Origin of the sequence: Pseudundibacterium arcticum, assembly GCF_042646465.1 — a bacterium.
Classification (GTDB): Bacteria; Pseudomonadota; Gammaproteobacteria; order Burkholderiales; family Burkholderiaceae_D; genus Undibacterium_A; species Undibacterium_A arcticum.
On sequence record NZ_JBHRTP010000105.1, the window covers coordinates 17,495 to 39,849 of the forward strand.

General features: G+C 51.5%; 18 protein-coding genes and 1 pseudogene. 16 read left to right on the forward strand and 3 right to left on the reverse strand.

Going from position 1 to position 22,355, the window contains the following annotated elements; translation table 11 throughout:
* Positions 1–88 precede the first annotated feature (88 nt).
* A complete protein-coding gene (locus ACFOFO_RS25255) occupies positions 89–907 on the forward strand; it encodes an SDR family oxidoreductase (protein WP_390322676.1) in 819 nt (272 codons plus the stop codon).
* 183 nt (positions 908–1,090) lie between these two features.
* Here ACFOFO_RS25255 and ACFOFO_RS25260 read toward each other — a convergent pair.
* A pseudogene (locus ACFOFO_RS25260) lies at positions 1,091–1,198 on the reverse strand (peroxidase-related enzyme); the annotation flags it as partial.
* Positions 1,199–1,621: 423 nt separating this feature from the next.
* Between ACFOFO_RS25260 and ACFOFO_RS25265 the strand changes: the two are divergent.
* From ACFOFO_RS25265 to ACFOFO_RS25335, 15 genes are all read left to right on the forward strand, one after another.
* The gene (locus tag ACFOFO_RS25265) at positions 1,622–1,969 is read left to right on the forward strand and encodes a hypothetical protein (RefSeq protein WP_390333380.1); all 348 of its coding nucleotides are present in this window, start codon (positions 1,622–1,624) and stop codon (positions 1,967–1,969) included.
* Between the two features lie 12 nt (positions 1,970–1,981).
* Positions 1,982–2,512 (forward strand): hypothetical protein, encoded by a 531-nt coding sequence (locus tag ACFOFO_RS25270; protein WP_390333382.1) that lies wholly within the window; start codon positions 1,982–1,984, stop codon positions 2,510–2,512.
* 835 nt (positions 2,513–3,347) lie between these two features.
* Positions 3,348–3,584, forward strand: coding sequence for a hypothetical protein (locus ACFOFO_RS25275; RefSeq protein ID WP_390322673.1), 237 nt, complete (start codon positions 3,348–3,350; stop codon positions 3,582–3,584).
* Between the two features lie 8 nt (positions 3,585–3,592).
* Positions 3,593–4,375 (forward strand): ABC transporter permease, encoded by a 783-nt coding sequence (locus ACFOFO_RS25280; protein ID WP_390333385.1) that lies wholly within the window; start codon positions 3,593–3,595, stop codon positions 4,373–4,375.
* Entirely contained in the window at positions 4,372–5,046 is a 675-nt protein-coding gene (locus ACFOFO_RS25285) for an ABC transporter ATP-binding protein (RefSeq protein WP_390322670.1), read from the forward strand. Before ACFOFO_RS25280 ends, ACFOFO_RS25285 begins: the two co-directional genes overlap by 4 nt.
* The gene (locus tag ACFOFO_RS25290; protein ID WP_390322669.1) at positions 5,021–6,151 is read left to right on the forward strand and encodes a KpsE/RkpR family capsule polysaccharide export protein; all 1,131 of its coding nucleotides are present in this window, start codon (positions 5,021–5,023) and stop codon (positions 6,149–6,151) included. Before ACFOFO_RS25285 ends, ACFOFO_RS25290 begins: the two co-directional genes overlap by 26 nt.
* Positions 6,152–6,393: 242 nt before the next feature.
* Positions 6,394–7,866 carry a polysaccharide biosynthesis/export family protein gene (locus ACFOFO_RS25295; RefSeq protein ID WP_390322668.1) on the forward strand — a complete coding sequence of 491 codons (1,473 nt, stop codon included), beginning with the start codon at positions 6,394–6,396 and terminating at the stop codon, positions 7,864–7,866.
* Between the two features lie 202 nt (positions 7,867–8,068).
* A complete protein-coding gene (locus tag ACFOFO_RS25300; RefSeq protein ID WP_390322667.1) occupies positions 8,069–8,392 on the forward strand; it encodes a hypothetical protein in 324 nt (107 codons plus the stop codon).
* A gap of 221 nt (positions 8,393–8,613) precedes the next feature.
* Complete coding sequence (locus ACFOFO_RS25305; protein ID WP_390322666.1) at positions 8,614–9,576, forward strand: phage baseplate protein; 963 nt, start codon at positions 8,614–8,616, stop codon at positions 9,574–9,576.
* Positions 9,577–9,609: 33 nt separating this feature from the next.
* Positions 9,610–10,776 (forward strand): tetratricopeptide repeat protein, encoded by a 1,167-nt coding sequence (locus ACFOFO_RS25310; RefSeq protein WP_390333386.1) that lies wholly within the window; start codon positions 9,610–9,612, stop codon positions 10,774–10,776.
* A gap of 148 nt (positions 10,777–10,924) precedes the next feature.
* Positions 10,925–11,959, forward strand: a complete 1,035-nt coding sequence (locus ACFOFO_RS25315; RefSeq protein WP_390322664.1) for a galactosyltransferase-related protein — start codon at positions 10,925–10,927, stop codon at positions 11,957–11,959.
* 31 nt (positions 11,960–11,990) lie between these two features.
* A complete protein-coding gene (locus tag ACFOFO_RS25320) occupies positions 11,991–14,636 on the forward strand; it encodes a CDP-glycerol glycerophosphotransferase family protein (RefSeq protein ID WP_390333387.1) in 2,646 nt (881 codons plus the stop codon).
* Positions 14,637–14,848: 212 nt separating this feature from the next.
* Entirely contained in the window at positions 14,849–15,835 is a 987-nt protein-coding gene (gene galE, locus ACFOFO_RS25325) for a UDP-glucose 4-epimerase GalE (protein ID WP_390322662.1), read from the forward strand.
* Positions 15,836–15,986: 151 nt separating this feature from the next.
* On the forward strand, positions 15,987–16,862 hold the full coding sequence (gene galU / locus ACFOFO_RS25330) for a UTP--glucose-1-phosphate uridylyltransferase GalU (RefSeq protein WP_390333389.1): 876 nt from the start codon (positions 15,987–15,989) through the stop codon (positions 16,860–16,862).
* Positions 16,859–18,946, forward strand: coding sequence for a capsular polysaccharide biosynthesis protein (locus ACFOFO_RS25335; protein WP_390322660.1), 2,088 nt, complete (start codon positions 16,859–16,861; stop codon positions 18,944–18,946). Before galU ends, ACFOFO_RS25335 begins: the two co-directional genes overlap by 4 nt.
* A 602-nt stretch (positions 18,947–19,548) precedes the next feature.
* On the opposite strand, the gene ACFOFO_RS25340 is transcribed toward ACFOFO_RS25335, so the two are convergent.
* Together ACFOFO_RS25340 and ACFOFO_RS25345 are read right to left on the reverse strand one after the other, a co-directional pair.
* Positions 19,549–20,637 carry a hypothetical protein gene (locus ACFOFO_RS25340; protein WP_390322659.1) on the reverse strand — a complete coding sequence of 363 codons (1,089 nt, stop codon included), beginning with the start codon at positions 20,635–20,637 and terminating at the stop codon, positions 19,549–19,551.
* A gap of 125 nt (positions 20,638–20,762) precedes the next feature.
* On the reverse strand, positions 20,763–22,262 hold the full coding sequence (locus ACFOFO_RS25345) for a hypothetical protein (protein WP_390333391.1): 1,500 nt from the start codon (positions 22,260–22,262) through the stop codon (positions 20,763–20,765).
* Positions 22,263–22,355 lie beyond the last annotated feature (93 nt).

Consider the following 22,355-nt stretch of genomic DNA (forward strand, 5'->3'; position numbering starts at 1 on the left):
TATTTGTTCAGGATCAATGACTTGATTGATCCATTGATCTTTACTGAATGGTGCCGGATGATAATCTCCAACCTTCAAAGGTAACGATATGATCAATCCATTCGATTTCGACGGCAAGACGGTGTTCGTTTTTGGCGGCACCAGCGGCATCAATCTCGGCATTGCTGACGCTTTCGCTGAACAGGGCGCGCGAGTGGCGGTCGCCAGCCGCTCGCAAGACAAGGTGGATGCAGCGGTGTCTGCATTATTGCGGCACGGGGGCGAGGCCACCGGATTCTGTGCCGACGTACGCAATCCCGATGCGGTCGCGGCTGCATTCTCCGGCGCGAGTCAGGCATTCGGCCCGATCGACGTGTTAGTGTCGGGGGCGGCCGGCAACTTTCCGGCAACGGCGCTCGGCATGTCGCCCAACGGCTTCAAGTCGGTGGTCGACATCGACCTGCTCGGCAGCTTCCACGTGCTGCGTGCGGCGTATCCTCACCTCACCAAGCCGGGCGCAGCGGTCATCAATATTTCGGCACCGCAGGCATTCCTGCCGATGGAATTCCAGGCTCATGTATGTGCGGCAAAGGCCGGCGTCGATATGCTGACGCGGGTCCTGGCGATGGAATGGGGCGCGCAGGGCGTGCGTGTCAATTCGATCGTGCCGGGGCCGATTGGCGGTACGGAAGGCATGGAACGGCTTGCCCCCACCCCTGCACTGAAAGCCAGGATTGCCGCCACCGTACCTTTGCGGCGGGAGGGGACGCCGCGTGATATTGCCAACGCGGCCATGTTCCTCGCCTCGCCGCTGGCGAGTTATATTTCGGGCGTGGTGTTGCCGGTGGATGGTGGTTGGTCGCTGGGCGGAGCCACCGCGTTCATGATGGAGGCAACCGCGGCGTTCATGCCAGGCACCAAAGCTTGAGAATGACGCGCTGGATTCGTCGTTGCGCCAGCGTGTGAATTGCGCTGCGCCTCAGCAGCCGTCTGACAGGCCATATGCCCTACTTCTGGATCACGATCTTTAGGATTTACCGGCCCACTTGCACTCCTGAATTCTCAAGGTGCCGGTAAGCCACTCCGTGCCGACCGTCAGTCGATCCGCCCATCAGCTCTGCGCCGGCTTGACCCGCGGCACCCGTCCCATCAGGAAAAATTCATTGTTCGGCCGCATCGAAATCACGTTCGCAGTACGGTTTGACAGCCTGAAGAAGGCGACAAAGCGCTATCGCGCCCTTTGCAGTAAGCGCGCCTTGCTGCAGCCAAAGGCCTTTCATTTTCCAGTTCACAACGATCGTAAAGTTTGCACGCAGAACCACGCAGAATAAATAAATCCATAACATCAGGGACAAAACCGGTATTGATGTCAGCGGTCATCGACGGCCTGAAACATTACCAAGAGTGGATTTGAAAGGCACGTTCACTCCAGAGAATCTGTTACCAGTGTCAGCTTGGGCGATCGGCACACAATATTATTGTTCGCCGTTGAGTCTACCGTTAGGCAAAAACAATCCGATACAAGCAACCACCAACGGAGATTGAATGTGGTGGATCAAACAAGCAGATTTTAAGCAATAGCCGATACACACATAAATATGTGCTACACTTATTTATGTGCAATAACCAAATGGATATTATCATGGCGACAACTGTCAACTTCACCGGCTCTGTGGATCGCGATCTCCTCAAGCGCGCGAAGGTCATCGCCGCCAAGGCTGATACGTCGATCAATGCCATATTCAATGCGGAGTTGCGCTATCTGGTCGAGACCTTTGAAGCAGCAGAGGCAAGCGGTAATCAGAACTACAAGACCTTGCTTGATTTCTCGCTCGGCCGCACTGATGATCTCACTGCTATGCGTCTGTTGGGCATCACCAGTGCGGAAGACTTATTCTTGCTGATGGCACAGTCGCATCTGCCGATGCCACGGCTTCCCGATGAAACTACACAAAACATGGCAGACAGGCTGCATGCGCTTGTTTCCTGAAGGGGCCAAGCAATGTCATCTAATGCGGACATTGTTCTGCTGCCCGACGCCGGTCCGCTAATTACGCTGGCCTATGCGGATGCCCTTGACGTGCTGTTTCGACCCGCCTGGTCGGTACAGCTAGTGGACATGGTTTTGCATGAAGTCACACGCAACCAGACTCCAACTAGCGAAAAGCTGGGGCTGTGGACGAAAGAGAAGCAACTCACGGTCCTGCCGACCAAGATCTTTCAGCACTACCAGCACATACAGGCCACTTCTACCGCGACGCCAAGGAAGAACAACCTCGGTGAACTGGCGACTCAGGAGGTAATGAATGGTTTCGCTCTAATGGAGCCTCCCAAAACTGGCGTGTTTCTGTTCGAAGACCACAAGATCGCTCGTGCCAGCTTCCTGCTCCCGGACAACTGCCGTAAGGTGAGCACACGCGCTTTTTTGCTGTTTCTTGAGCAAAAGGGATGGCTGGAATCGGCAGCAGAAATCGAACGGAAAGCAATACTGGCAGGCCGAGCGTTTTCCAAGCTACGGTTTCCACAAGAGTAGATATCCGCAGGAGACGATGTCTATGTAAGATCGCTGGACTCAGGAGAAATACTTACCTTCACACGATTCAGCTTGCCTTGGATGCCGGCTAGAGCACCGTCTATCTTTTGCCTGTCAGCTTCTAACTCCGCATTGATTTTTCGTAAAGTAAAGGCATCGTCAATAAGTTCCAGGCGACTGGAAATCCCTCATTTCCAGTTCCACATTTCGCGCATAGCAACGTCGCTTCTGGCTTTGTTTCGGTGAGATGGCGACGATATATGCGGGAAAACAACAGATCGAGGCTGAACGACGAATTTATTTCTAAAGGCCACATGGCAAAGCGGTCCCGCTGATTAATCGTCCTTCGACGTAACGGGCACGGCTACGTTGCCTCGCCCATTGCCATGTAGGAAACCGGAAAATTTTCTTCATCGTTGGAATTTATTTTTGAAGCTGCCACCCTTTATCCATGTGGTCTTTCGTGCGGAAGCCCTTGCATTGCGTGCCGTCAAGATTGCTGGAAAGCACCTGTAATGTTATAATCTCTTTCGCGCAGGGTTTTAGCAGCTTCTCAGAGAGGCTGCAATGTACTCGCCTCCCCCTCCCCCTTAGCAGGGAACCCGACAGAAGCCTTTCTGCGGGCTTTGTAGGGGGATTTTTTATGGTGGAGGCGGGTTAGTGAGTCAAGTCAAAAATGAGGCGTTTGCTTCGAATGCAACGCGCTTGGTGAATGACAGCGCTGATTTGGGATTAATCTCCCAGGCGGCAGTTATTTCTTCACGATTACGTCGCTTCTCCTGGCTTGTCCAGGTTGGCACCGCTAACTCACTTCCAGTGCTGGGCAGGAAATAACGTGCAATCGGCCCGCACCTCCACTGCCATTACGCTTTCCGTCTGGAAAGCGCTTTTCCTCCGCGAAACACTGAGCCACCTCTTTGCCGGGCGCGCGTTCTGGTTCTGGCTGCTGGCCGGGCCCATGTTCTATTTCGGCTTTCTGACATTCATCGACACGGTGATTCGAGTGAAAACCGTGGGCGGCATCGAAACCGCCATCTGGCTCATGGCCGGTCGGCATAGTTACTTTCGATAGCACATAAGATGATTAAAAACAGAACTGGCTGGGAAGTCCTGCAAGCAGCCGTATTTGCCCTCTTCCTACGCGAGCTGAAAACCCGTTTCGGCAAATACCATCTGGGCTATCTGTGGGCATTTCTGTCCCCTGCCTTCCAGGCGTATGCGATGGTGGCAGTGTTTGCGATGATGGGACGGACCGAGAAGGATGGAATTTCTCTTCCCGTGTTTCATGTAGTGGCGGTCGTCACCTGGTACCTGTTTTCCTATATCGCGTTTCGCTCGCTGAATGCAATTGAAGCCAATATCGGCTTGTTCAACTATCGGCTCATCAAGCCCATTGACACCATTCTGACCAGAACCATCCTTGAGTCCTGCATCTATGGCGTCGTTTATTGTGTGCTGCTGGGGCTAATCTGGCTTGTTGGTGACCGGTATGATCTGTCACACGGTATCCTGATCATTGCTATTTTGTCGTTGGTGGTTGTCTTGGCTTTTGGTTGCGGTCTGATACTGATGGTACTGGGTCATCACTTCCATGATTTGGAAAAAGTCATTTCTCTGCTCAGGTTACCCATGTACGCTTTTTCTGGGGTGATGTTCTCCTTTCAAAATTTGCCGGACCAAGCTCTCGGATATTTCAGCTGGAATCCCCTCTTTCATGCGGTGGAGCTGGAGCGTGCCGCCCTGTTCCCTACTTACGACAGTCAACCGGCCAGTCTGATGTACTTGGCCGAAGTCGCGCTGACGATACTCACCCTCGGTTTGTTCGTCTACAAGGGTTTTGAAAAGAAAATGCTGCGATCATGATGATCCTGGACGGTCTGACCAAATCGTATAAAACCAAGCATTCCCGGCACTATGTCTTCAAGGATCTGAGCCTGGAAATTCCCCCCGGAAAGAGCGTCGGTTTATTGGGCCGCAATGGTGCAGGAAAATCCACCTTACTCAGGATCATGGGCGGCATCGACCATCCGGATAAAGGCAAGGTGGTTTGCGATAAGTCCATCTCTTGGCCAGTGGGACTCCAAGGCGGTTTTCAAGGCAGCATGACGGGGCGCGAGAATGCGAAATTTGTTTGCCGACTGTACGCAAACCCACACGAAATCGCCAAAAAAATAGACTACATTCAGGATTTTGCAGAAATCGGCAACTACTTTGACATGCCGGTAAAAAGTTACTCTTCCGGCATGCGTGCCCGGCTGACATTTGGCATCAGCATGGCATTTGATTTTGACTACTATCTGCTGGATGAGATCACCGCCGTGGGCGATGCCCATTTCAAAAAAAAATGCGCCGGCCTGTTGGCTCACAAGCGCAGTAAATCGAATTTTTTCCTGGCGAGCCATGACTTGGCAAACATCAAAAAATTCTGTGACATCGCGTTGTTGCTAGGGCATGGCGAAGCACGCATTTATGACAATATCGACGAAGCAATCAAGGTTTATCTGAAAAATGAAGCGCATCCCACCCCGGCTTGAAGCTGTCTGGAGCAAGTATTTTTCCAAGCTCTCACCCATCACCTTCATTGGCATTCCGATGCTGCTTGGTAGCCTATATTTCGGCGTGATTGCCAAAGACCGGTACGTCAGTGAATCACAAGTGATGGTGCGCCGCTCCTCCGATCCGGAAGGTGCCAGCAGCATTTCAGGTTTATCTTCCATTATTTCTGGCGGCAATTCACCGGCACGCGAGGATGTCACGTTAGTACTGGCGTATATCCAGTCCCTCGACATGTTGCAAAAACTGGATGCGCGCCTGCAACTACGTCAGGCATTCAAACGACAAGGGCTTGATTTTTTCAGCGCTTTGCCCGCTGATGCGAATCAGGAGGATTTCCTGATTTTTTTTAATAAGCGCATCGAAGTCAGTATTGATGACAAAACCGGCTTCCTAAAAATTCGCACGCAAGGTTTCACGCCGGAGTTCGCGGAGAAATTCAATCAGACCATCCTTGCCGAATCAGAGCATTACATCAATGAAATCTCCTACAAGATTGCACGAGAGCAAGTAAATTTCATCGCCCAGGAAGTCGCATTGGCACGCAAAAACCTGGATCACGCCAAGGAAGCCGTACTGGCTTATCAAAACAAGCATGGCCTGCTGGACCCGATAGCAAGCGCCGAGGCGGCAGGCAAAGTCATTGCGGAAATGGAAGCGCGCGAGAGCTTGTCACAAGCAGAGCTGCGTAATCTGAAAAGCTACCTGAACGACAATACACCGCAAGTCATCGCTGCGCGCAATGCACTGGATGCATTGCAAGCCCAAATCAACGCCGAAACAACCAAACTCACCGCACCAGGGCGTGACAAACTGAACCGATCCGCCGCCGATTTCATGGAAATCAAGGCCGATGTCGAATTCAAGGCTGACCTGTACAAACTGGCCCTGTCATCGGTCGAGAAGGCGCGCATCGAAACCGCCCGCAAACTCAAAAACCTCATCGTTATTTATTCGCCGCATCGACCGGAAGAAGCAGAATATCCGGGCCGCATAAAAACGCTCATCACAATGTTGGTGGTGATCAGCATGCTCTATGCGGTATTGAAACTGGTACTCGCCATCATTAAAGATCATCGAGAATAAATATTTATATGAAACAATTTTCCACTTTACTGTGCACGCTCGCTTGCGCCGCACTAGTGCTATCGCAATCCATCCACGCCGCGTCCTTGCTGGACACAGGTGCGCTAACTTCAGATGCCATCCCGGCAGCATTGGCGGCTGACTATTCTGCGAAAATAAAAACCAATGAGCCCAAGCCCGCCAGCAGTATCCAGGCCAGCGATTTCAATAACCCGCCACCGCCACCGCCCATCAGCAGCCAGATGTTCGGCGCACAACTCTTCAATGGCAGCTTCCGTGGTGCGCTCGGCCCCGGCTTCAATCCGGATTACCGCATCAGCGTAGGCGATCGACTGCAAATCAGGATGTGGGGTGCCTATAACTTCGAAGGCACCCTGGCAGTCGATCCGCAAGGCAATATTTTCATCCCGAATATCGGCCCTCTCAGCGTAGCGGGCATTAGCAACGGTCAGCTCAACGACAACGTCACATCCAATGTACGCCGGGTGTATCGCAACAACGTCAATGTCTATGCTGCACTCGATGCCGCGCAACCGGTCAAAGTCTTTGTCACCGGCTACATCCGCCAACCAGGGCTCTATGGCGGCGTCGCATCAGACTCCCTGCTGTCCTATCTGGACAAGGCTGGCGGCGTTGATCCGCTGCGCGGCAGCTATGTGGATATTACGGTAAAGCGCGGTACACAAATCCGCCTGCAAGCCAACCTCTACGATTTCCTGCTCAAGGGGACGATGCAACTGGTGCAGTTCGCCGATGGCGATGTCATCGTGGTCGCACCGCGCAAACATACTTTTAGCGTCACTGGCGACGTATTCAATGCCTATGATTTTGAATTTGACCAACCGACGCTCACCTTGGCCCGCGCGCTGGAAGTCGCCCACGCCAAACCCGGCGCCACCCATGTCAGCATCATCCGGCAGCAAGGCAGTCAGCGCCGCAGCGAGTACTACTCCATCAATCAGGCTCAAGATGCCGTCCTGCAGGATGGTGACATCCTGAACGTGACCACCGATCGCTATGCCGGGACGATCCAGGTCCGGGTTGAAGGAGCGCACTCCGGCGAGCATGCCATCGTCCTGCCCTACGGTGCGACTATGAAAGAGGTGCTGACCCAGATTAAAGCCAACAGCATGTCGCGCATCGATGCACTTCAGCTGTATCGGAAATCAGTCGCCACACGCCAAAAAGAAATGCTGAACGTGTCGCTGGACAAGCTCCAGGAAGCCACGCTCGGTGCTCGCTCGGCCACGGCAGAAGAAGCCAGCCTGCGCACCAAAGAGGCTGAACTGATCGGCAAATTCATTGAACGCGCACGCAACATCCAGCCAAAAGGCCAAGTGATCCTGAATGCCAAAAATCTGGAAGGCACGCTATTGGAAGACGGGGACATTATCCAGATTCCAGAAAAAACTTCCCTCGTCATGATCCATGGCGAAGTTCTCTTCCCCAACGCCGTCAATTGGCAATCCGGCAATGATATTGACGGCTACATCAAGCAGGTAGGCGGTTACTCGCAAGATCCGGATAAAGCCCGCATCATCGTCATGCGACAAAACGGGGAATCGATACCGGCAAAATCATCAACGATCGTCGGGGCAGGCGATGAGATCATGGTATTGCCCAATATCGACAGCAAAAATATCGAAATCACACGTGGCATTACACAAATCCTGTACCAGATTGCAGTGGCAGCAAAAGTGGTCTTCGGACTCTGATATGGCCCGCCGGCGCCGTCAGGTAAATTTATTCATGGCGGCACTGGAATTGCCTCGTGTGTACTCTCTTATTGCATAACGTCTGTGGGTAAAGAGTAAATGTGTATTGCATCAATGAGTCGGAGCACAAAAAATGGTCTTGGCTATGCCTTGCGCAGTCTGCAACGGCATCATCAAGTCACGGCGGATAAATACAACCCTGATGGCCACATTCGCCACCTCCAACAGCGAGCTGGAACTCGCCGGCGACAACATACTGCATATGCCGACCAAGGATGATTTGGTGCGGGCAGCGGCGAAGTACTATTCTCCCAAAGCGATAGCTTTCGACAAGGCGCGGAACATGGATGACTACGTCCGCCCAGACGGCTATATTCAGACCGCCGATGCCGCGAGTCTCGTTGTTGCCCGTCGTCCGACAGCTTTGCCGAAGCGGACGGCGAAAAAGGATTTTGCAGCCTCGGCAATGGCGACATCGCTGTTCGCGCTGGGGATGAAATTTTGGTGCTGCCGGAGATTGAAATGAAGTCGAGGCAGATTTGGAAAGATATGACCCAGATCATTTACCAGATAGCGGTGAGTACGAAGTTGGTTTTGGGCTTGTGACCTAGCCTATCTCGACGCCACACTGAATCTGTGATCCAGCTAAAACTTGCTGTTCTAGGCTCATCACCGCCAAAGTTTGTATAGCGCTGACATGCCGGAGGACTCTATGACTCTCTCATTTAAACCTAATCGGAAGCCTCTATGACTCATTCATTTAAACCTAATGTGGATTCCTCGTTCGCAAGACTGACTCGACTGTTATTGTTTTTTATCGCCTGTTCTGTTGCCGCAGCTTCCAGTCAAGCGGATGTTGACACACAATCGATAGTCGTGGACGTTGAAGGAATTCCCCAGGATTTTGCTTTCGACGATAGCGGTTCCTGGGTTTTTGTCCAGTCTCTGCGAAAGAATGGTGACGATGAAACCTCTCTAGTAACACGTATCCGACTTACTGCTCGCGGATCGGAAACAGTAGATGCAACACTCCCTTTTCACGTTCTTGGTCATCAGGGGATCAGTATCGAGCATCGTACAAACGGGCCTGTTTGGCTGTGGGGTTCCAAAGGGGGCAAGGATGGTGGCAGAGAAGCGATCCGCTTCATGTACAAGCCTAATCAATCAATTTCCGATGTCGAGAGCTATACTCTTTTCGACCAGCGTTTCATGTCAAAAAACGTAACCATGCCCAAAGTATGTTATGGAAATCAGACGCTGGTTGTCAGGGGGCGTACCGCACCCAGAGAACAATATATTCGCATATTCAATCTCGAGCAGCTGAAGCGCGGTGGTCCTGGCGACTACTCGAATCAGTTTGTCGCAGAATGGCCCCTGCCCGAGGCTCTATTGTCTGACGGAAATCCGGTTCAAGGTATTGCTTGTGACGATAAATATGTCTACATACTTGCCGGGCGTTCGGAAATCGATCAGCCGAAAAAGATTTATGTCATGACATTGAATGGTCAAGTCGTCAGAAAAAATATTAACGTCACTATCGGCAGAAACATCGCCTTGTTCGATGGTAAAGGGAAGTTTTATGAGCCGGAAGGGATTTCGGTTCGGCAATTGCCACGTTCGGACCAAACTTCTGCCTACATAGGGGTCTTATCGGGAACAGGCGATCGCAAAACATTCAGGCTGTGGAATTTTCCGGATTTCACGCATTAATATTTATAATATTGTTACCAAGGCGTTAAAATCATGGAAAGCACTTTTATTGACCGCCGCCCTGGTAGTCAGGATGTGTGTATTGCGTTTTCCGCACGCGACACCGCAAAAGGCAAGTTTACCTTTTACAGTATCCTTTCCAGTCTGCCTGCCCATGTGATTTTCGTTAATGATTTTTCCAACGGGTGGTATTTGAATGGCACGCCTGAGTTCGGAGACGAAGCTGGGCTGCTTAATTGGTTGGTTGAAAAGATAGATTCGTTAAAGACTTTCTCTGGCCGCGTCTTCACCCTCGGCTCCAGCATGGGTGCCTATGCCGCCCTGAAATACGGTTCGCTGCTTGGCGCAGACCGCATCATGGCGCTTGGCCCCGAGTCCGAATTGTGTATTCCCCTTGGAAGAAGCGTGACCAGTCTCCAGAGTATCCCGGAGGGGGCCGGGAATATCGCGTCCCTACCCTTTAAGGTCCCGCAGGATGTGCTTGTCTTATCTGGGAATAATGATATTGTCGATTTTTATTGCGCCTGCCAGTTGAAAGCGGCTAACCCCCTGCTTGGCGTATATTTGATTACTAATCGCACCCATGTTGTCGCAAAGTATATCGATGGTCAGTTTGGATTAAGTAAAGTTGTAAATTCATTTTTCATGAATGGCGATACAACATTTCTGATCCAAGCTGAAACGAGCACGACCATCGATGTTGTTCGCGCTACTGCCATCAAGAAATTTAATGAAATCCTGGCTATACAAAAGACGGTCTGCCTAGGGGACAGCGATGCCATCATCACGGTAGCTAACGAAATTCCGGCCTGGTCCATGCCGCAGTATTTTTCCGCCCTGATTTCAGAAAAGCAGGGTGATCTTGGCGCCTGCGAATATTTTCTTCAGCGAGCGTTAGCAGTTCATCCATTATTAGGACGTGCTCGCCTGAAAATGGCCCAAATTCAATTCAAGGCTCGCCGATATCGCGAGTGTGTTGATTTGCTTGAAGATACCCCTGCATCGGGGTATACCCAAAAAATCGGCGAATTGTTGAGCGAAGCATATCTCAACCTGGGAAACACCCAGAAGGCCTGCAGCGCCTTGAATCGCCTCGACCTAGCGTCTGTGGATTCTGCGGCTGCCGATCGTATCGCCCATAAGCTTGCATCACTTCAGGCCCCTTACAGCAACGTTATTTCAAAGCCATTCGAACAATGAGTGTACTGCCATCCATTCTCATGAGAACACGGATTTCAAGGTGGCTCGATATGCTGAAATATCTCGCGCGCATTTTCCCTTCGTTATTAGTAAAGTCGGCCAAGTTGGCGTTCCAATATTCTGCGATTCGATGAATAAGGAAAATACCATGGCCGATATGACCGCTCTAATTCCCTTGGACCTTGCGCGACGTCCTAAGCAGCTTTTTCAGCGAGTTAATAAGCTTGTTTCGACTCTGACGAATGCAGGTATACGTGTGGTTGTTAGTCACAATGACAGGTGTACTCGCTGGGATGAAAAGCTGAAATCTGCTGCGAAATTACTGTGGGGCACCAATGCGATATTGGCATCTGGTCATTTATATGATGGCCTGTCCAACAATGCAATTCTTCGAAATCATGGGTTTGGCGAGATAAAAACTAATTTTTTGCTGTTGCTTGATGCAGATATTTTTCCCGACACCAATCTATTTTTTGAATTATTTAATTCTGTTCACGAATTGAAAGAGCCTTTTGCAATGGCGCCGTGCCTATACCTTACCAATAACGGCTCTAACAAGATTCAAAGAGAAAACAGACCTAAAGAATTAATTGAGGCATATTTAAATTTCCAGAAACAACTAACGCAACATCTCGCAAGTCCGTCCTCTGTGATGGTGTTGTGGTCGACGGATTTTGCGGATATCGGGGGGTTTAATGAAGCCTATAGCGGCCACAGCTATGAAGATTTTGATTTTATGATTCGTCTGGCTTTGAAGAAAAATGTAATTTCTTTTTCGCAAGAAATGCTTGTTGATAAACCATACAGGGCGCCGCTTCTAGCGGAAGGTTTTCGTGCCATGTTGTCGCCGCTTTGTTTTAACTGGATTCTGAAAAAAAAATTTGCATTGCATTTGCACCACGCAAAAAATCGTGATGAAAAATACTACTCTAAGCGCAGTGATAATTCTTACTTGTTTAATAAGAAAATGAGAGCCATGTTGGATGGAAATCAAGAAAACCTTTCTCATAAATCGCCACTCTGGCTAGCAAACATGTTTTTCGAAACCTGCTACCTATATGAAACAGACTCCTCAGAATTCTTCGCGCTGCTTGACGCTCGGCCTGACTTTCTTGATCGAGGTGGCCGTATCTGGAGATCGACCAGGCGATCACTGAGGATTATCCGAAATTTTTTTTCTTAACCATTCATACACATTTATATTTTCAATTCCAATGGCATTCATAAGAAAATTAACCAAGGCAATAACAAAGCCGCGACTGTTTATCACTGATAAAATCAGGAATAATGTAGCGAGACGTAATCATTGGAATTACCGAAACTCGTCTACTATATCGCTTCTGGTTCCGGTTGGGCGTGGGGAATCAAATTTTCGGGATTTCATCGATAATGCGCTACTGCGCGGCGCTGGGCGCCAGATCGGACTCGAAATCATATTCATTATCAATAGTTCTCATCCGTCCATTCCGATCTTGGAACGGTTGGAGCAAGAGTTTCCCAACCAAATCTCACGTTTGGAATATCCGTCCAATGAACTGAGTGCCGCCTTGGATAGAGGACTGATTCGTTGTCGCGGAAATTGGATTGGCTATGCCACCTTACATAGCAAATACACTCCTCTCTTTTTCGCGTCGCTCTGTTCATGGCTATCACCAAATCAGTTTGAATATATTGCTGTTTCGACGGATCTTATTCTGACCGGCGGCACTTTGCCCAAGGCCAATGGGAATATCAAACCTGGAACCATCCATCAGCTTGGGCTCGAGCAGCAGAGAAATATTCCTTTTTTGACTGTTCAAAACACCTTCTTCCCTAAACAATCCCTGTGTCGTAGTGCCACATCTTGGCACGCCAACGCTAACGTCCATTACGAGTGCGCCGAGCTTGCTTTCCTAGATCATTATCTATCGAGCAACGGCAATGGAAAAATATGTGTCGCATCGGATATTGCCGTCGCGACTAATGCTGCCGCTTCAACCGCTCTATTCCCTCTAGGATATCCTGTTAACCTAAAGTCGGATCGTTATTTGAACAGTATCGTTGAGACATCGAAATTTTTTGGTAATCGCAATACTGCGCTACCACCCTGGCTACAGATTAGAATCGCTTACACCGTGCTAAATTTTCACAACGAGCTGCTTTTAAAGCGACGTTCCCTCGAGAATTTATCCTCCAACACTAAGGCTAAGCTGGAAGATAGTTTACGTGTCCTATATTCGTACGTAGATTTCAAGACTGTTGATGTGGGGCGCCAGGCTCTGGCCAAGTGGAATATTCGCTACGGCGTTCAAAGTCGCTACAAGGGAGTGCACCCGAATCAGGTGCCTGTTCATCTGGATGGCATCGATTCAGTATCCGGACTGATCAAATTGAAATGGTTTACAACAATTGAAGAAAAACTAGAATTCTTCAGAAATGGATCGGCAATCGAGCCTGAATTCAGCAAAACTATCAAACATGATGCCTTCGACCGCGATTTCTTGTTTGAGCATATTGCATGGGTATCGGCCTTTGGTCTCACCCAGTTGGAAGTTAAGCTGAATGGTCACCTCTGCAATTTATTCGTCAAGGGTGTAAAAGTAGACACTCTGTCGGGGCAGGTGATGTCTGCGCTTAATGCCAGCGTCAGTGTAAATCATCGTCCATCCGTTTATACCTACATGCTACGTTTACTAACTACCTGTGAATGGACTACGAAACGCTATCAAGATGCTTGGGTTTTTCTGGATAAGGACTCCAAGGCGGATGACAATGCCGAACATTTCTATCGTTGGGTTAAGAATAATACCAGTAATGGCGAAAAATCCTACTTTGTTCTGCGCAAAAATACTGACGACTGGCGACGCCTAAAAAGCGAAGGTTTCAAACTGGTTCCTTTTGGTGGCCTTCAGCACAAGCTGCTATTAATGAATGCCAGTTGGCTATTTTCCTCTCACGCTGCACCTTTTGTGGTCAATGTACTACCGAAAAGCCATTTTGGAGACTTGATCAACTACAAATTCTGCTTTCTACAGCATGGGGTTACCAAAGACGATCAATCGGCATGGCTCAATTCACGGCAAATTGATTTGCTCGTTACGGCCGCCCCAAGAGAATTTGATTCGATGATTTCCGGGTTTTACAAATATAGCCGTCGAGAGGTTTCTTTGACGGGATTTCCTCGCTATGATGCTCTGTTCGCTAGGAAGAGCAAAGCCCCCAAGACCATCGTCGTTATGCCGACCTGGCGTCTCAGCCTTTCGGGGACGCTTATCGGCAAGACCTCAGAACGTACGGCCAACCCGAATTTCAAGTCATCCAGCTATTTCAAGAACTGGAACGCTTTTCTTTCCAACAAAGCGCTACTTGATAAAGCTATAGCGCATGGCTATGAAATAGTTTTCATACCCCATCCTAACGTAAAACAGTATATCGAATATTTCAATCTCCCTCCCTCAGTGAAAATCGTTGATTTGGAACAGGAGAGTATTCAGAATTACTTGGTAGATTGCACGCTTCTTGTTACGGACTACTCATCGATCGCCTTTGATGTAGCCTACCTGAGGCAGTCTGTAATGTATTTTCAATTTGACTTCGATGAGTTTTTCTCATCCCATACCTACGGAAATGGTTACTACGATTACTGTACCGATGGTTTCGGCCCTGTGGCAACGACAATCGATCAACTGGAAAGTGAATTCTCTGCTGCCATAGAGAATAGATTCTCTCTCGGCCAGAACTACCGGCAACGCATCGATGACTTCTTCGCTTTCAATGATGGAGAAAATTCTCGCCGTCTGTTCGATGAAGTTATACGTAGATCATCGACCATGGTTAAGTTTGAGGGTAGCCCTGAACAAGTCTCCCAATCTGCAACATGATGGACATCATCAATCGTCTCATTCCGTTCATGAAAAATTCAGTTTATTTCGTTCGAAAAAAGGTCTTAAGTCGCTATACGTCGAAATCCTAGATCCCGAATGATGACTTGTTCAAGTTTTCTCGGCTTACCAATTCGCCGGAAGCGCTTAATTATTCGACGTAAAAAATATTTTTATATTGGTGGAAGAAAAATGTGGGGAAAAATAAAATAATGGAAAAATTTCCAAAAATTCTAGTGGTTGGCGGTGCAGGTTACATCGGCTCGCACATGGTCAAAATGTTGCGTGCTGCAGGCTACGTGCCGGTCGTTGTGGACGATCTGAGTAGCGGTCGGCGCGAAGCGGTACTGGGTGCGGAACTGGTAGTGGGAGATATAGGCGACGCCAACCTGCTCGATGAGGTGTTGGAACGCGTAAGCCCAGCGGCGGTTATGCACTTTGCCAGCTTTATCCAGGTTGGGGAGTCGGTGCAGGAGCCGGCCAAGTATTACCGCAACAATGTAATCGCTACGCAAGTGTTGCTGGATGGCATGCGAGCGCATGGTGTTCGGAATTTTATTTTTTCTTCCACGGCGGCGATTTTCGGGAATCCGAAATACGATCCCATTGATGAAGCTCATCCCAAGGAGCCGATTAATCCCTATGGTCGCAGCAAGTGGATGGTGGAGCAGATATTGGAAGATTACGACCGTGCTTATGGTCTCAAGTCCATTTGCTTGCGCTACTTCAATGCTGCCGGGGCGGATGCAGATGGTGAGTTGGGTGAGTGCCATGAACCTGAGACCCATTTAATTCCGCTTATCCTGCAAGCGGCATCCGGCCGGCGTCCACATGTCACTATTTACGGCGAGGATTACGATACTCCGGATGGTACCTGTATTCGCGATTACATCCATATCGAAGATTTGTGCAGTGCTCATTTGCATGCATTGGATCACTTGCTGCAAGGGGGCGATAGCGCCCGCTATAATTTGGGCAATGGCAACGGGTTTTCTGTGCGGGAAGTAATTGATGCCGCCCGCCGCGTGGCTGGGAGGCACATCGCGGTAGAGAAAGGGGATCGACGTGCCGGCGACCCGCCACGCCTCGCGGCGGATGCGCGCAAGGCCAGGGCCGAGCTGGGCTGGACGCCCAAATATGCCGATCTCGATACCATTGTCGCTCATGCCTGGGCGTGGGAGTTGCGGAGATTTCAATGACGATAGTGATCATTGCGAGCAATCCATCGTCGGCGACATGATGATGATCGCATCGGTGCGCACGGCGCACCCTACTTCTGATGCATTTTGCGGTAGTTCTATAAATGATTAATCAGATATGGCTCTTAACGACTGACAAGCCAGGAAAGAAATGAAGAAAATTACCAAAGCAGTTTTTCCCGTTGCCGGTTTCGGCTCCCGTTTCCTTCCTGCCACCAAGGCCAGTCCAAAGGAAATGCTGCCGGTCGTCGACAAACCTTTAATTCAATACGCCGTTGAGGAGGCAATCGCAGCCGGCATTACCGAACTTGTTTTCGTCACCGGCCGTAACAAGCGCAGTATCGAAGATCATTTCGATGTGGCCTATGAGCTTGAAACCGAACTGGAGCTCAATAACAAGCACAAACTGCTGGAGTTGGCCCGAGACATCCTGCCACCGCATGTTTCATGCATGTATATCCGCCAGGCCAGGGCGCTTGGCCTCGGTCATGCGGTGCTTTGCGCTCAGCCGGCAGTGGGTGATGCGCCTTTCGCCGTGATCCTGGCCGACGATCTGATTGACGGCGAACCGGGTGCGATGGCACAGATGGTTCGTATCTATGAACAGACCGGCAGTTCGGTGCTGGGCGTGGAAACCGTGGCACCCGAGCAAACGGGCTCATACGGCATTGTTGAGGTCAATCAGTTGCACGATGCCTATCAACAGATATTTAACGTCGTTGAAAAGCCCCATCCGGATATCGCACCATCGAATCTGGCGGTTGTTGGCCGCTATATCCTTACACCGCGGATCTTTGACAAGTTGCGTGATGTCCGGCCAGGTGCCGGAGGAGAAATTCAGCTAACCGACGGCATTGCTAGTCTACTCAAGGAAGAAGTTGTTCTGGCGCATCCATTTGTTGGGACTCGGTACGACTGCGGATCGAAGTTAGGTTATCTTAAAGCCACGGTAAGTTATGGTATTAAGCACTTCGAGGTGGGAAGTGCATTCTCTGACTATCTCCAACAAAGGCAATTAGCCCAGTGATCGGAATTTTTTCACCCGGCATTTGGCGTATTCCGCATTTGCCGTCATTTCTTGGCACGGAAGTACACCGGCTTGGCGGGCTGACGAACGCCGCTTTATCCGGCATTGATGCAATAGCAGGCTGGGGACAACGTCAGAGTACGAAAAGATCCCGTGCATTTGCAAACCGCCGTCAATTGTCGTTTGTTTGCCTGGAAGACGGATTTCTGCGTTCGTTGGGCACCGGCGAGCATTTCCCGCCGCTGTCGCTGGTGGTGGATGGTCAGGGCGTTTACTACGACAGCACCCGGCCTTCGGCGCTGGAATCTTTGCTGGCTTCACCTGTCGATCTGCTGGATGGCATTGCTGCCGACGTGGCGCGGGCCAAGGCGCTGGTGCTTGGGCGCCGGTTGAGCAAGTACAACCACGCGCCTTTACTGGATGCCAGCGTTCTGCGCTCAGGTGATGTGCAGCGCGTGCTGGTGATCGATCAGACCGTTGGCGACATGAGCGTGACACTGGGCGGTGCCGGTGCGGAGACCTTTGCCGCGATGCTGGCTGCTGCCCGCGCAGAAAACCCGCAGGCCACTATTTACGTCAAGACGCATCCGGAGGTGACTTCTGGTCGCAAGGGCGGTTACCTGACCGATGTGCAGGACGGTTTGGTGGACGGTGTGCGCACCGTGGTGCTGCGCCAGGCGATCAACCCGCTGAGTTTGATCGAGCAGATGAACCGGGTCTATGTGGTAACTTCCACCATGGGCTTTGAGGCCTTGGTGGCCGGCAAGCCGGTGACGGTGTTCGGTATGCCCTGGTATGCGGGCTGGGGGGAGACGGATGATCGGCAAACCTGTGTACGTCGTACTCGTCAGCGCTCGATGTATGAGCTGTTTGCTGCATCCTATTTTCATTACTCCCGCTACCTGAATCCGGTGACGCATCAGCGCGGAACGATTTTTGACGTGATCGATTGGCTGGAGCGGCAGCGTGATATGGCAGCCCGGTATCCGGACCGGATGATCTGCGTGGGTTTTCGGCGCTGGAAGGCGGCCAATATCAAGCCGCTGTTGTCGCTGGATCAGAAACAGGTGGTGTTTGTGCCCAACGTCAAGGCGGCAGCAGCCTTGGGGCCAAAGTCTGGCGACTGTCTGGTCTACTGGGGGCGGCAGGCTCCGGCGGGGTTGCTCGCATTGGCCGGGGAGAGTTCAGCGCGTGCGCTGCGCATGGAAGATGGTTTTGTCCGTTCGGTGGGACTGGGTTCGGATTTGATTCGTCCCTTGTCGCTGGTGCTGGACCAACGTGGCATTTATTTTGACCCCACCCAACCGTCTGATCTGGAGCACATTCTCGACACTGCGCAGTTTTCTGAAGAAGAGCTCGATCGCGCCCGCCATGTGCGTGCATTCATCGTTGAGCACGGCATTACAAAATACAACCTGGAGCCGCGCGAGAAGGTTGTGTGGCCAACCGGTGCCAAAGAAGTGGTGCTGGTGCCCGGCCAAGTGGAGGACGATGCCTCGATCCGCTACGGCTGCACAGACGTCAAGACCAACCTGGCCCTGCTGCAGGCCGCGCGCCGGGCGCATCCAAATGCCTTTATCGTCTACAAGCCGCACCCGGATGTCATGTCGGGCAACCGTGCCGGAAAGTTGGTCCTGGCCCATGCGCGGGAGTTTGCCGACCACATAGAGACGCGGCTTTCGGTGGTGAGCTGCATCGAGGCGTGCGACGTGGTGCATACCATGACCTCGCTTACGGGTTTCGATGCCCTGCTGCGCGGCAAGCGGGTGGTGGTGTACGGCCAGCCGTTTTATACTGGTTGGGGGCTGACCGAAGATGTCTTGAAAGAGGGGGCTGTCTTTGCGCGCCGCCGGCGGCGTTTGACGCTGGACGAGTTGGTGGCGGGTACGTTGCTGCGCTACCCTATCTATTGGGACTGGGACTTGAAGGGTTACACCACCTGCGAAGCGGTATTGCATCGCATTGTGGAAACCCGGAATGCGCTGGAGGCCAACGGCGGACTCGAGAAGCTGCGGGTGGGGATTGTCAGGCGGCAGTGGCGCAAGCTGGCGATCTTGGCGCGCGCTTGGGTGTCGCGGGACTAAAGTGTGCCTCTGTTAATTCAAAATCCGAGTCGTTCCAGCCCCTTCGGCTGGCTCAGGACAAGCTGGCCTATGGCCGCGCTGGAATCCAGCGTCGTGCGTCACTCACGGTTAGTGCTTGATATGACAGGAAACATGCCGTTTTGAGGCTAAACGAGGGGCAAGATGCATCGTTGCGCAACATACGGTGCGAGGACCCCTCGCACGGGTCCCAGCGTTCGCTGGGACGACAAACCAATTAATAGAGATACCTTAAATTCAAAATCTGAGTCGTTCCAGCCCTTCGGCGGGCTCAGGACAAGCTGGCTGCGGCCACGATGGAATCCAGGGTCGTTCGTCATGCACCGTTAGTGCTTGATATGACAGGAAACACGCTGTTTTAAGGCTAGACGAGGGGCAATATGCATCTTTGCGCAACATACGCGACTGGGTCCCAGCGTTCGCTGGGACGACAACCCAATTAATTGAGATACGGCAGCCTCAAAAACCGAGTGCAACGCCTCTTGTTGTCTTAATTCAAAATCCGAGTCGTTCCAGCCCTTCGGCGAGCTCAGGCCTGAGCCCGCCGAAGGGCTGGAACGACAACCCAATCAATAGAGATACCCTTAAAACGTAAAAATTAGCCCCGTACTCACTAGTCCATACCGCTGATTGAACCGATCCGCCGTCAAACTGTTGTAAGCCAATGGCACTTCACCGTTGAACTGATTTGCCATGTACTGACCCCGCAGAAACACGATCGTATTCTTGAACGCGTGGTAGCTGACATCGCCGATCAACACATGATTATGCTTATACGGAGTGTTGCCCCGGCTGACGATAATGTCGTCGACTTCACTACGATTGATCGTCTGATACTGATAGCCTGCCCGAATACGCCAATCCTGACTGTGCCAAGCCGCCATAAAGCCTGCCTGATAATAAGAAGCAGTGTACCTAGCCTCTTTGTAGACATCGACAGTAGCGCTAGCCGGCTGCGTAAACCTGGTGATAACTACTTTAGCGCTACAAGGCTGCGCGAGTGTAGCCACCGAGCCATCCTGGCTGAAAGCGACGTTGTATTCGCAGCCGTTCGCGGTTCTCGAGGTAGCGCTGATCGAGTCAAATGTGATCCTGCTTGCACCCGCACCCGCAAAGATCGACACCTCGGTCTGCTGCGACAGGGGCCAGGTACCAATCAAATCAAGCTGATATTGAGTGTCTTTCGGTTCCGTTACTGTCGCCGATGTGAATTTGGTTCCGACCACGGTCGTATTGGTGAATTTTGTCAGCGAGTCCGCAGAGTTACCCCAGGCACCCAGACGAACCGCGACGCTCGGCACGTATCCCGCGCCCTCAATCACCTTGTACTGACCAGCCAGTTGCCACGTATTGAGTTTTGCCAGGAAGCTGCGATAGTCGATTTGCCTCTGCCACAATGCGCCGTCCACCCAAAGTCGCGGGGTGATTGCAACGCCGCCACGCACGTGACCGCCTTTGTAATCACCCACATTGGTGGTCGACCCGTTCTTTTCTCGGAGATTCAGGAAGTCGAGCGAGTTGTTGATCAGGTCATAACTGACTTCAACTTCACCCTTCCCCGGCATGTTGTTCTGGTTCGCCGTGAGAAGAGCGTCCAGCGGAGCGGCTCCCACGGATGAGCAAGCAAGCGCACTTGCGAGTGCAGCACCAATGACGCAGTATGACGTATTCATTGAAAATTCCGGTCCGACTCAGACATGAGCGAGTAGCGAAGGTGACAATTCACTGACTATTATTGAAAAGAGAGCGGCCAACAGCGCCGCTCTCTATCTGATGCAACAATGTTAGTTTGCTACGATCACTGAATCGTCAAGGTGCCTGAAACGCCCACACCATTTACCGACTGGACCGGGCTGCTGCCGGTCACTGTGATCGCGGTAGACGGCAGCGCTGCAGCACCGTCGAGATTCCGGACTCTCAAACCATCAATCGCCACCTTGATCTTGAATTCACCGGTAATGCTGGTGAATTTTTGCGCCGTGGTTTGGGTAGTGTTGTCGACACTGGCGAGAACCTTATTGACCAACGACTTGTAGTTCAAGGTCAGGGAATTGTTGGTGACGGTAATCGGCTTGAAGGTCAAATCATTCAAGGTCAGATTGATGTCATTACCGCTACCCGTGTGGCCGTACACGTAGACCTTCGCGGTGGCGTCAGGAACAATCGACAGCTGACCGTTGACGTTCTTGATATTGACCTTGTCGATCATCAGTTGCAGCACACGGGATTGACCGCCCACTTCCACCAATTCCAAAGCCAGATTGGCTACGGTATCGATCGCAGGTGCGCCAGTGATGCTGAAATCAAGTCCGAACGTAGTAGGTGTGCTGATCGACGCACCAGCCGTCAAGGATGCATAGGAAATTTGATTTCCGTTGATACGGACCGAGTCGCTCTGCAGCGCCAGATAGGCAGTCGTTGCCGTAGTATCAATTGGCGCAGCCGCCGGGTTTTGAAGCTTCGAGGCCAAATTAGCGAGGTCAGCGTCGGAAGCATTCAGGAACTGCTGGGCTTGCGCACCAATTTGCGCAGCCATAGCTGCCAGATTCGCATCGCTGATCGTGAACACATTGAATTTGGAATCGGCCGCCATTGACGCAACCGCGCCTTTGGCCGCTGCGGTCAACACGGTAAGGTTCACTGAACCGTCTGCGCCGAACATAGGCAGGCTAGGGTTAGCCAGCAGTGTCGCGGCAACCGCATTGGCTACTTTGGTATAAATACCGGAGGTATCAGAGCTCGCGGCAAGCGTACCAAGCGTATTTGCCAACTGTTGGACGATTTGCTGCACAGCGAGAGTGGTTCTCAACAAATTCTGATGACTACCGTCTGCCGGATCAAGCTTGGTTACGTCGGTTCCTGCTGGCAATCCCAGCGCGGTGGCCAGTTGCGCAGCAGTCATGCCGGTGTCGGCAGTCAGGGACGTTAATGGAGTCGCTACCGCACTTCCTGCCGGAGCTTTCAAGGTGCCCTTGAAAGCGTAATTTGTCGTGGCATCAGTACCACCGGTAACCACAACCGTGCCGCTGCAACCGGCCGCGAACGTGAACGCGCCGCCTGCGAGAGTGGTGGTCGTAGTTTCTGTAGCTGCGTCGAAAACGCCATTCTTGTTGACATCGCAGAACACGGTCGAGCCGACGAGGTAGCCGTCGACTGCCTTGCCAGAGCTTGGCGTCGCTTGGGTAGTGGTAGCGGTGGAGGTAGTTGCAGGGCTAGGACTAGAGCTACCGCCACCGCCGCATGCCGTGAGGGCCGCGGTCATGGCCAACCAAAGAATGGAGTTTTTCTTTTTGAACATTTTAGAATACCTATATGTGAAATGCTGCTACAAGATTTGGTGGTAATTGGTGACAACTATTGGCGAATGGTAACATCGATTTTGTTTCTGAAA

Coding starts and splice junctions, on each gene's coding strand:
- ACFOFO_RS25255 (WP_390322676.1), top strand. CDS start 89: ATGATCAATCCATTCGATTTCGACGGCAAGACGGTGTTCGTTTTTGGC.
- ACFOFO_RS25265 (WP_390333380.1), top strand. CDS start 1,622: ATGGCGACAACTGTCAACTTCACCGGCTCTGTGGATCGCGATCTCCTC.
- ACFOFO_RS25270 (WP_390333382.1), top strand. CDS start 1,982: ATGTCATCTAATGCGGACATTGTTCTGCTGCCCGACGCCGGTCCGCTA.
- ACFOFO_RS25280 (WP_390333385.1), top strand. CDS start 3,593: ATGATTAAAAACAGAACTGGCTGGGAAGTCCTGCAAGCAGCCGTATTT.
- ACFOFO_RS25285 (WP_390322670.1), top strand. CDS start 4,372: ATGATGATCCTGGACGGTCTGACCAAATCGTATAAAACCAAGCATTCC.
- ACFOFO_RS25290 (WP_390322669.1), top strand. CDS start 5,021: ATGAAGCGCATCCCACCCCGGCTTGAAGCTGTCTGGAGCAAGTATTTT.
- ACFOFO_RS25295 (WP_390322668.1), top strand. CDS start 6,394: ATGTTCGGCGCACAACTCTTCAATGGCAGCTTCCGTGGTGCGCTCGGC.
- ACFOFO_RS25300 (WP_390322667.1), top strand. CDS start 8,069: ATGGCCACATTCGCCACCTCCAACAGCGAGCTGGAACTCGCCGGCGAC.
- ACFOFO_RS25305 (WP_390322666.1), top strand. CDS start 8,614: ATGACTCATTCATTTAAACCTAATGTGGATTCCTCGTTCGCAAGACTG.
- ACFOFO_RS25310 (WP_390333386.1), top strand. CDS start 9,610: ATGGAAAGCACTTTTATTGACCGCCGCCCTGGTAGTCAGGATGTGTGT.
- ACFOFO_RS25315 (WP_390322664.1), top strand. CDS start 10,925: ATGGCCGATATGACCGCTCTAATTCCCTTGGACCTTGCGCGACGTCCT.
- ACFOFO_RS25320 (WP_390333387.1), top strand. CDS start 11,991: ATGGCATTCATAAGAAAATTAACCAAGGCAATAACAAAGCCGCGACTG.
- galE (WP_390322662.1), top strand. CDS start 14,849: ATGGAAAAATTTCCAAAAATTCTAGTGGTTGGCGGTGCAGGTTACATC.
- galU (WP_390333389.1), top strand. CDS start 15,987: ATGAAGAAAATTACCAAAGCAGTTTTTCCCGTTGCCGGTTTCGGCTCC.
- ACFOFO_RS25340 (WP_390322659.1), bottom strand. CDS start 20,637: ATGAATACGTCATACTGCGTCATTGGTGCTGCACTCGCAAGTGCGCTT.
- ACFOFO_RS25345 (WP_390333391.1), bottom strand. CDS start 22,262: ATGTTCAAAAAGAAAAACTCCATTCTTTGGTTGGCCATGACCGCGGCC.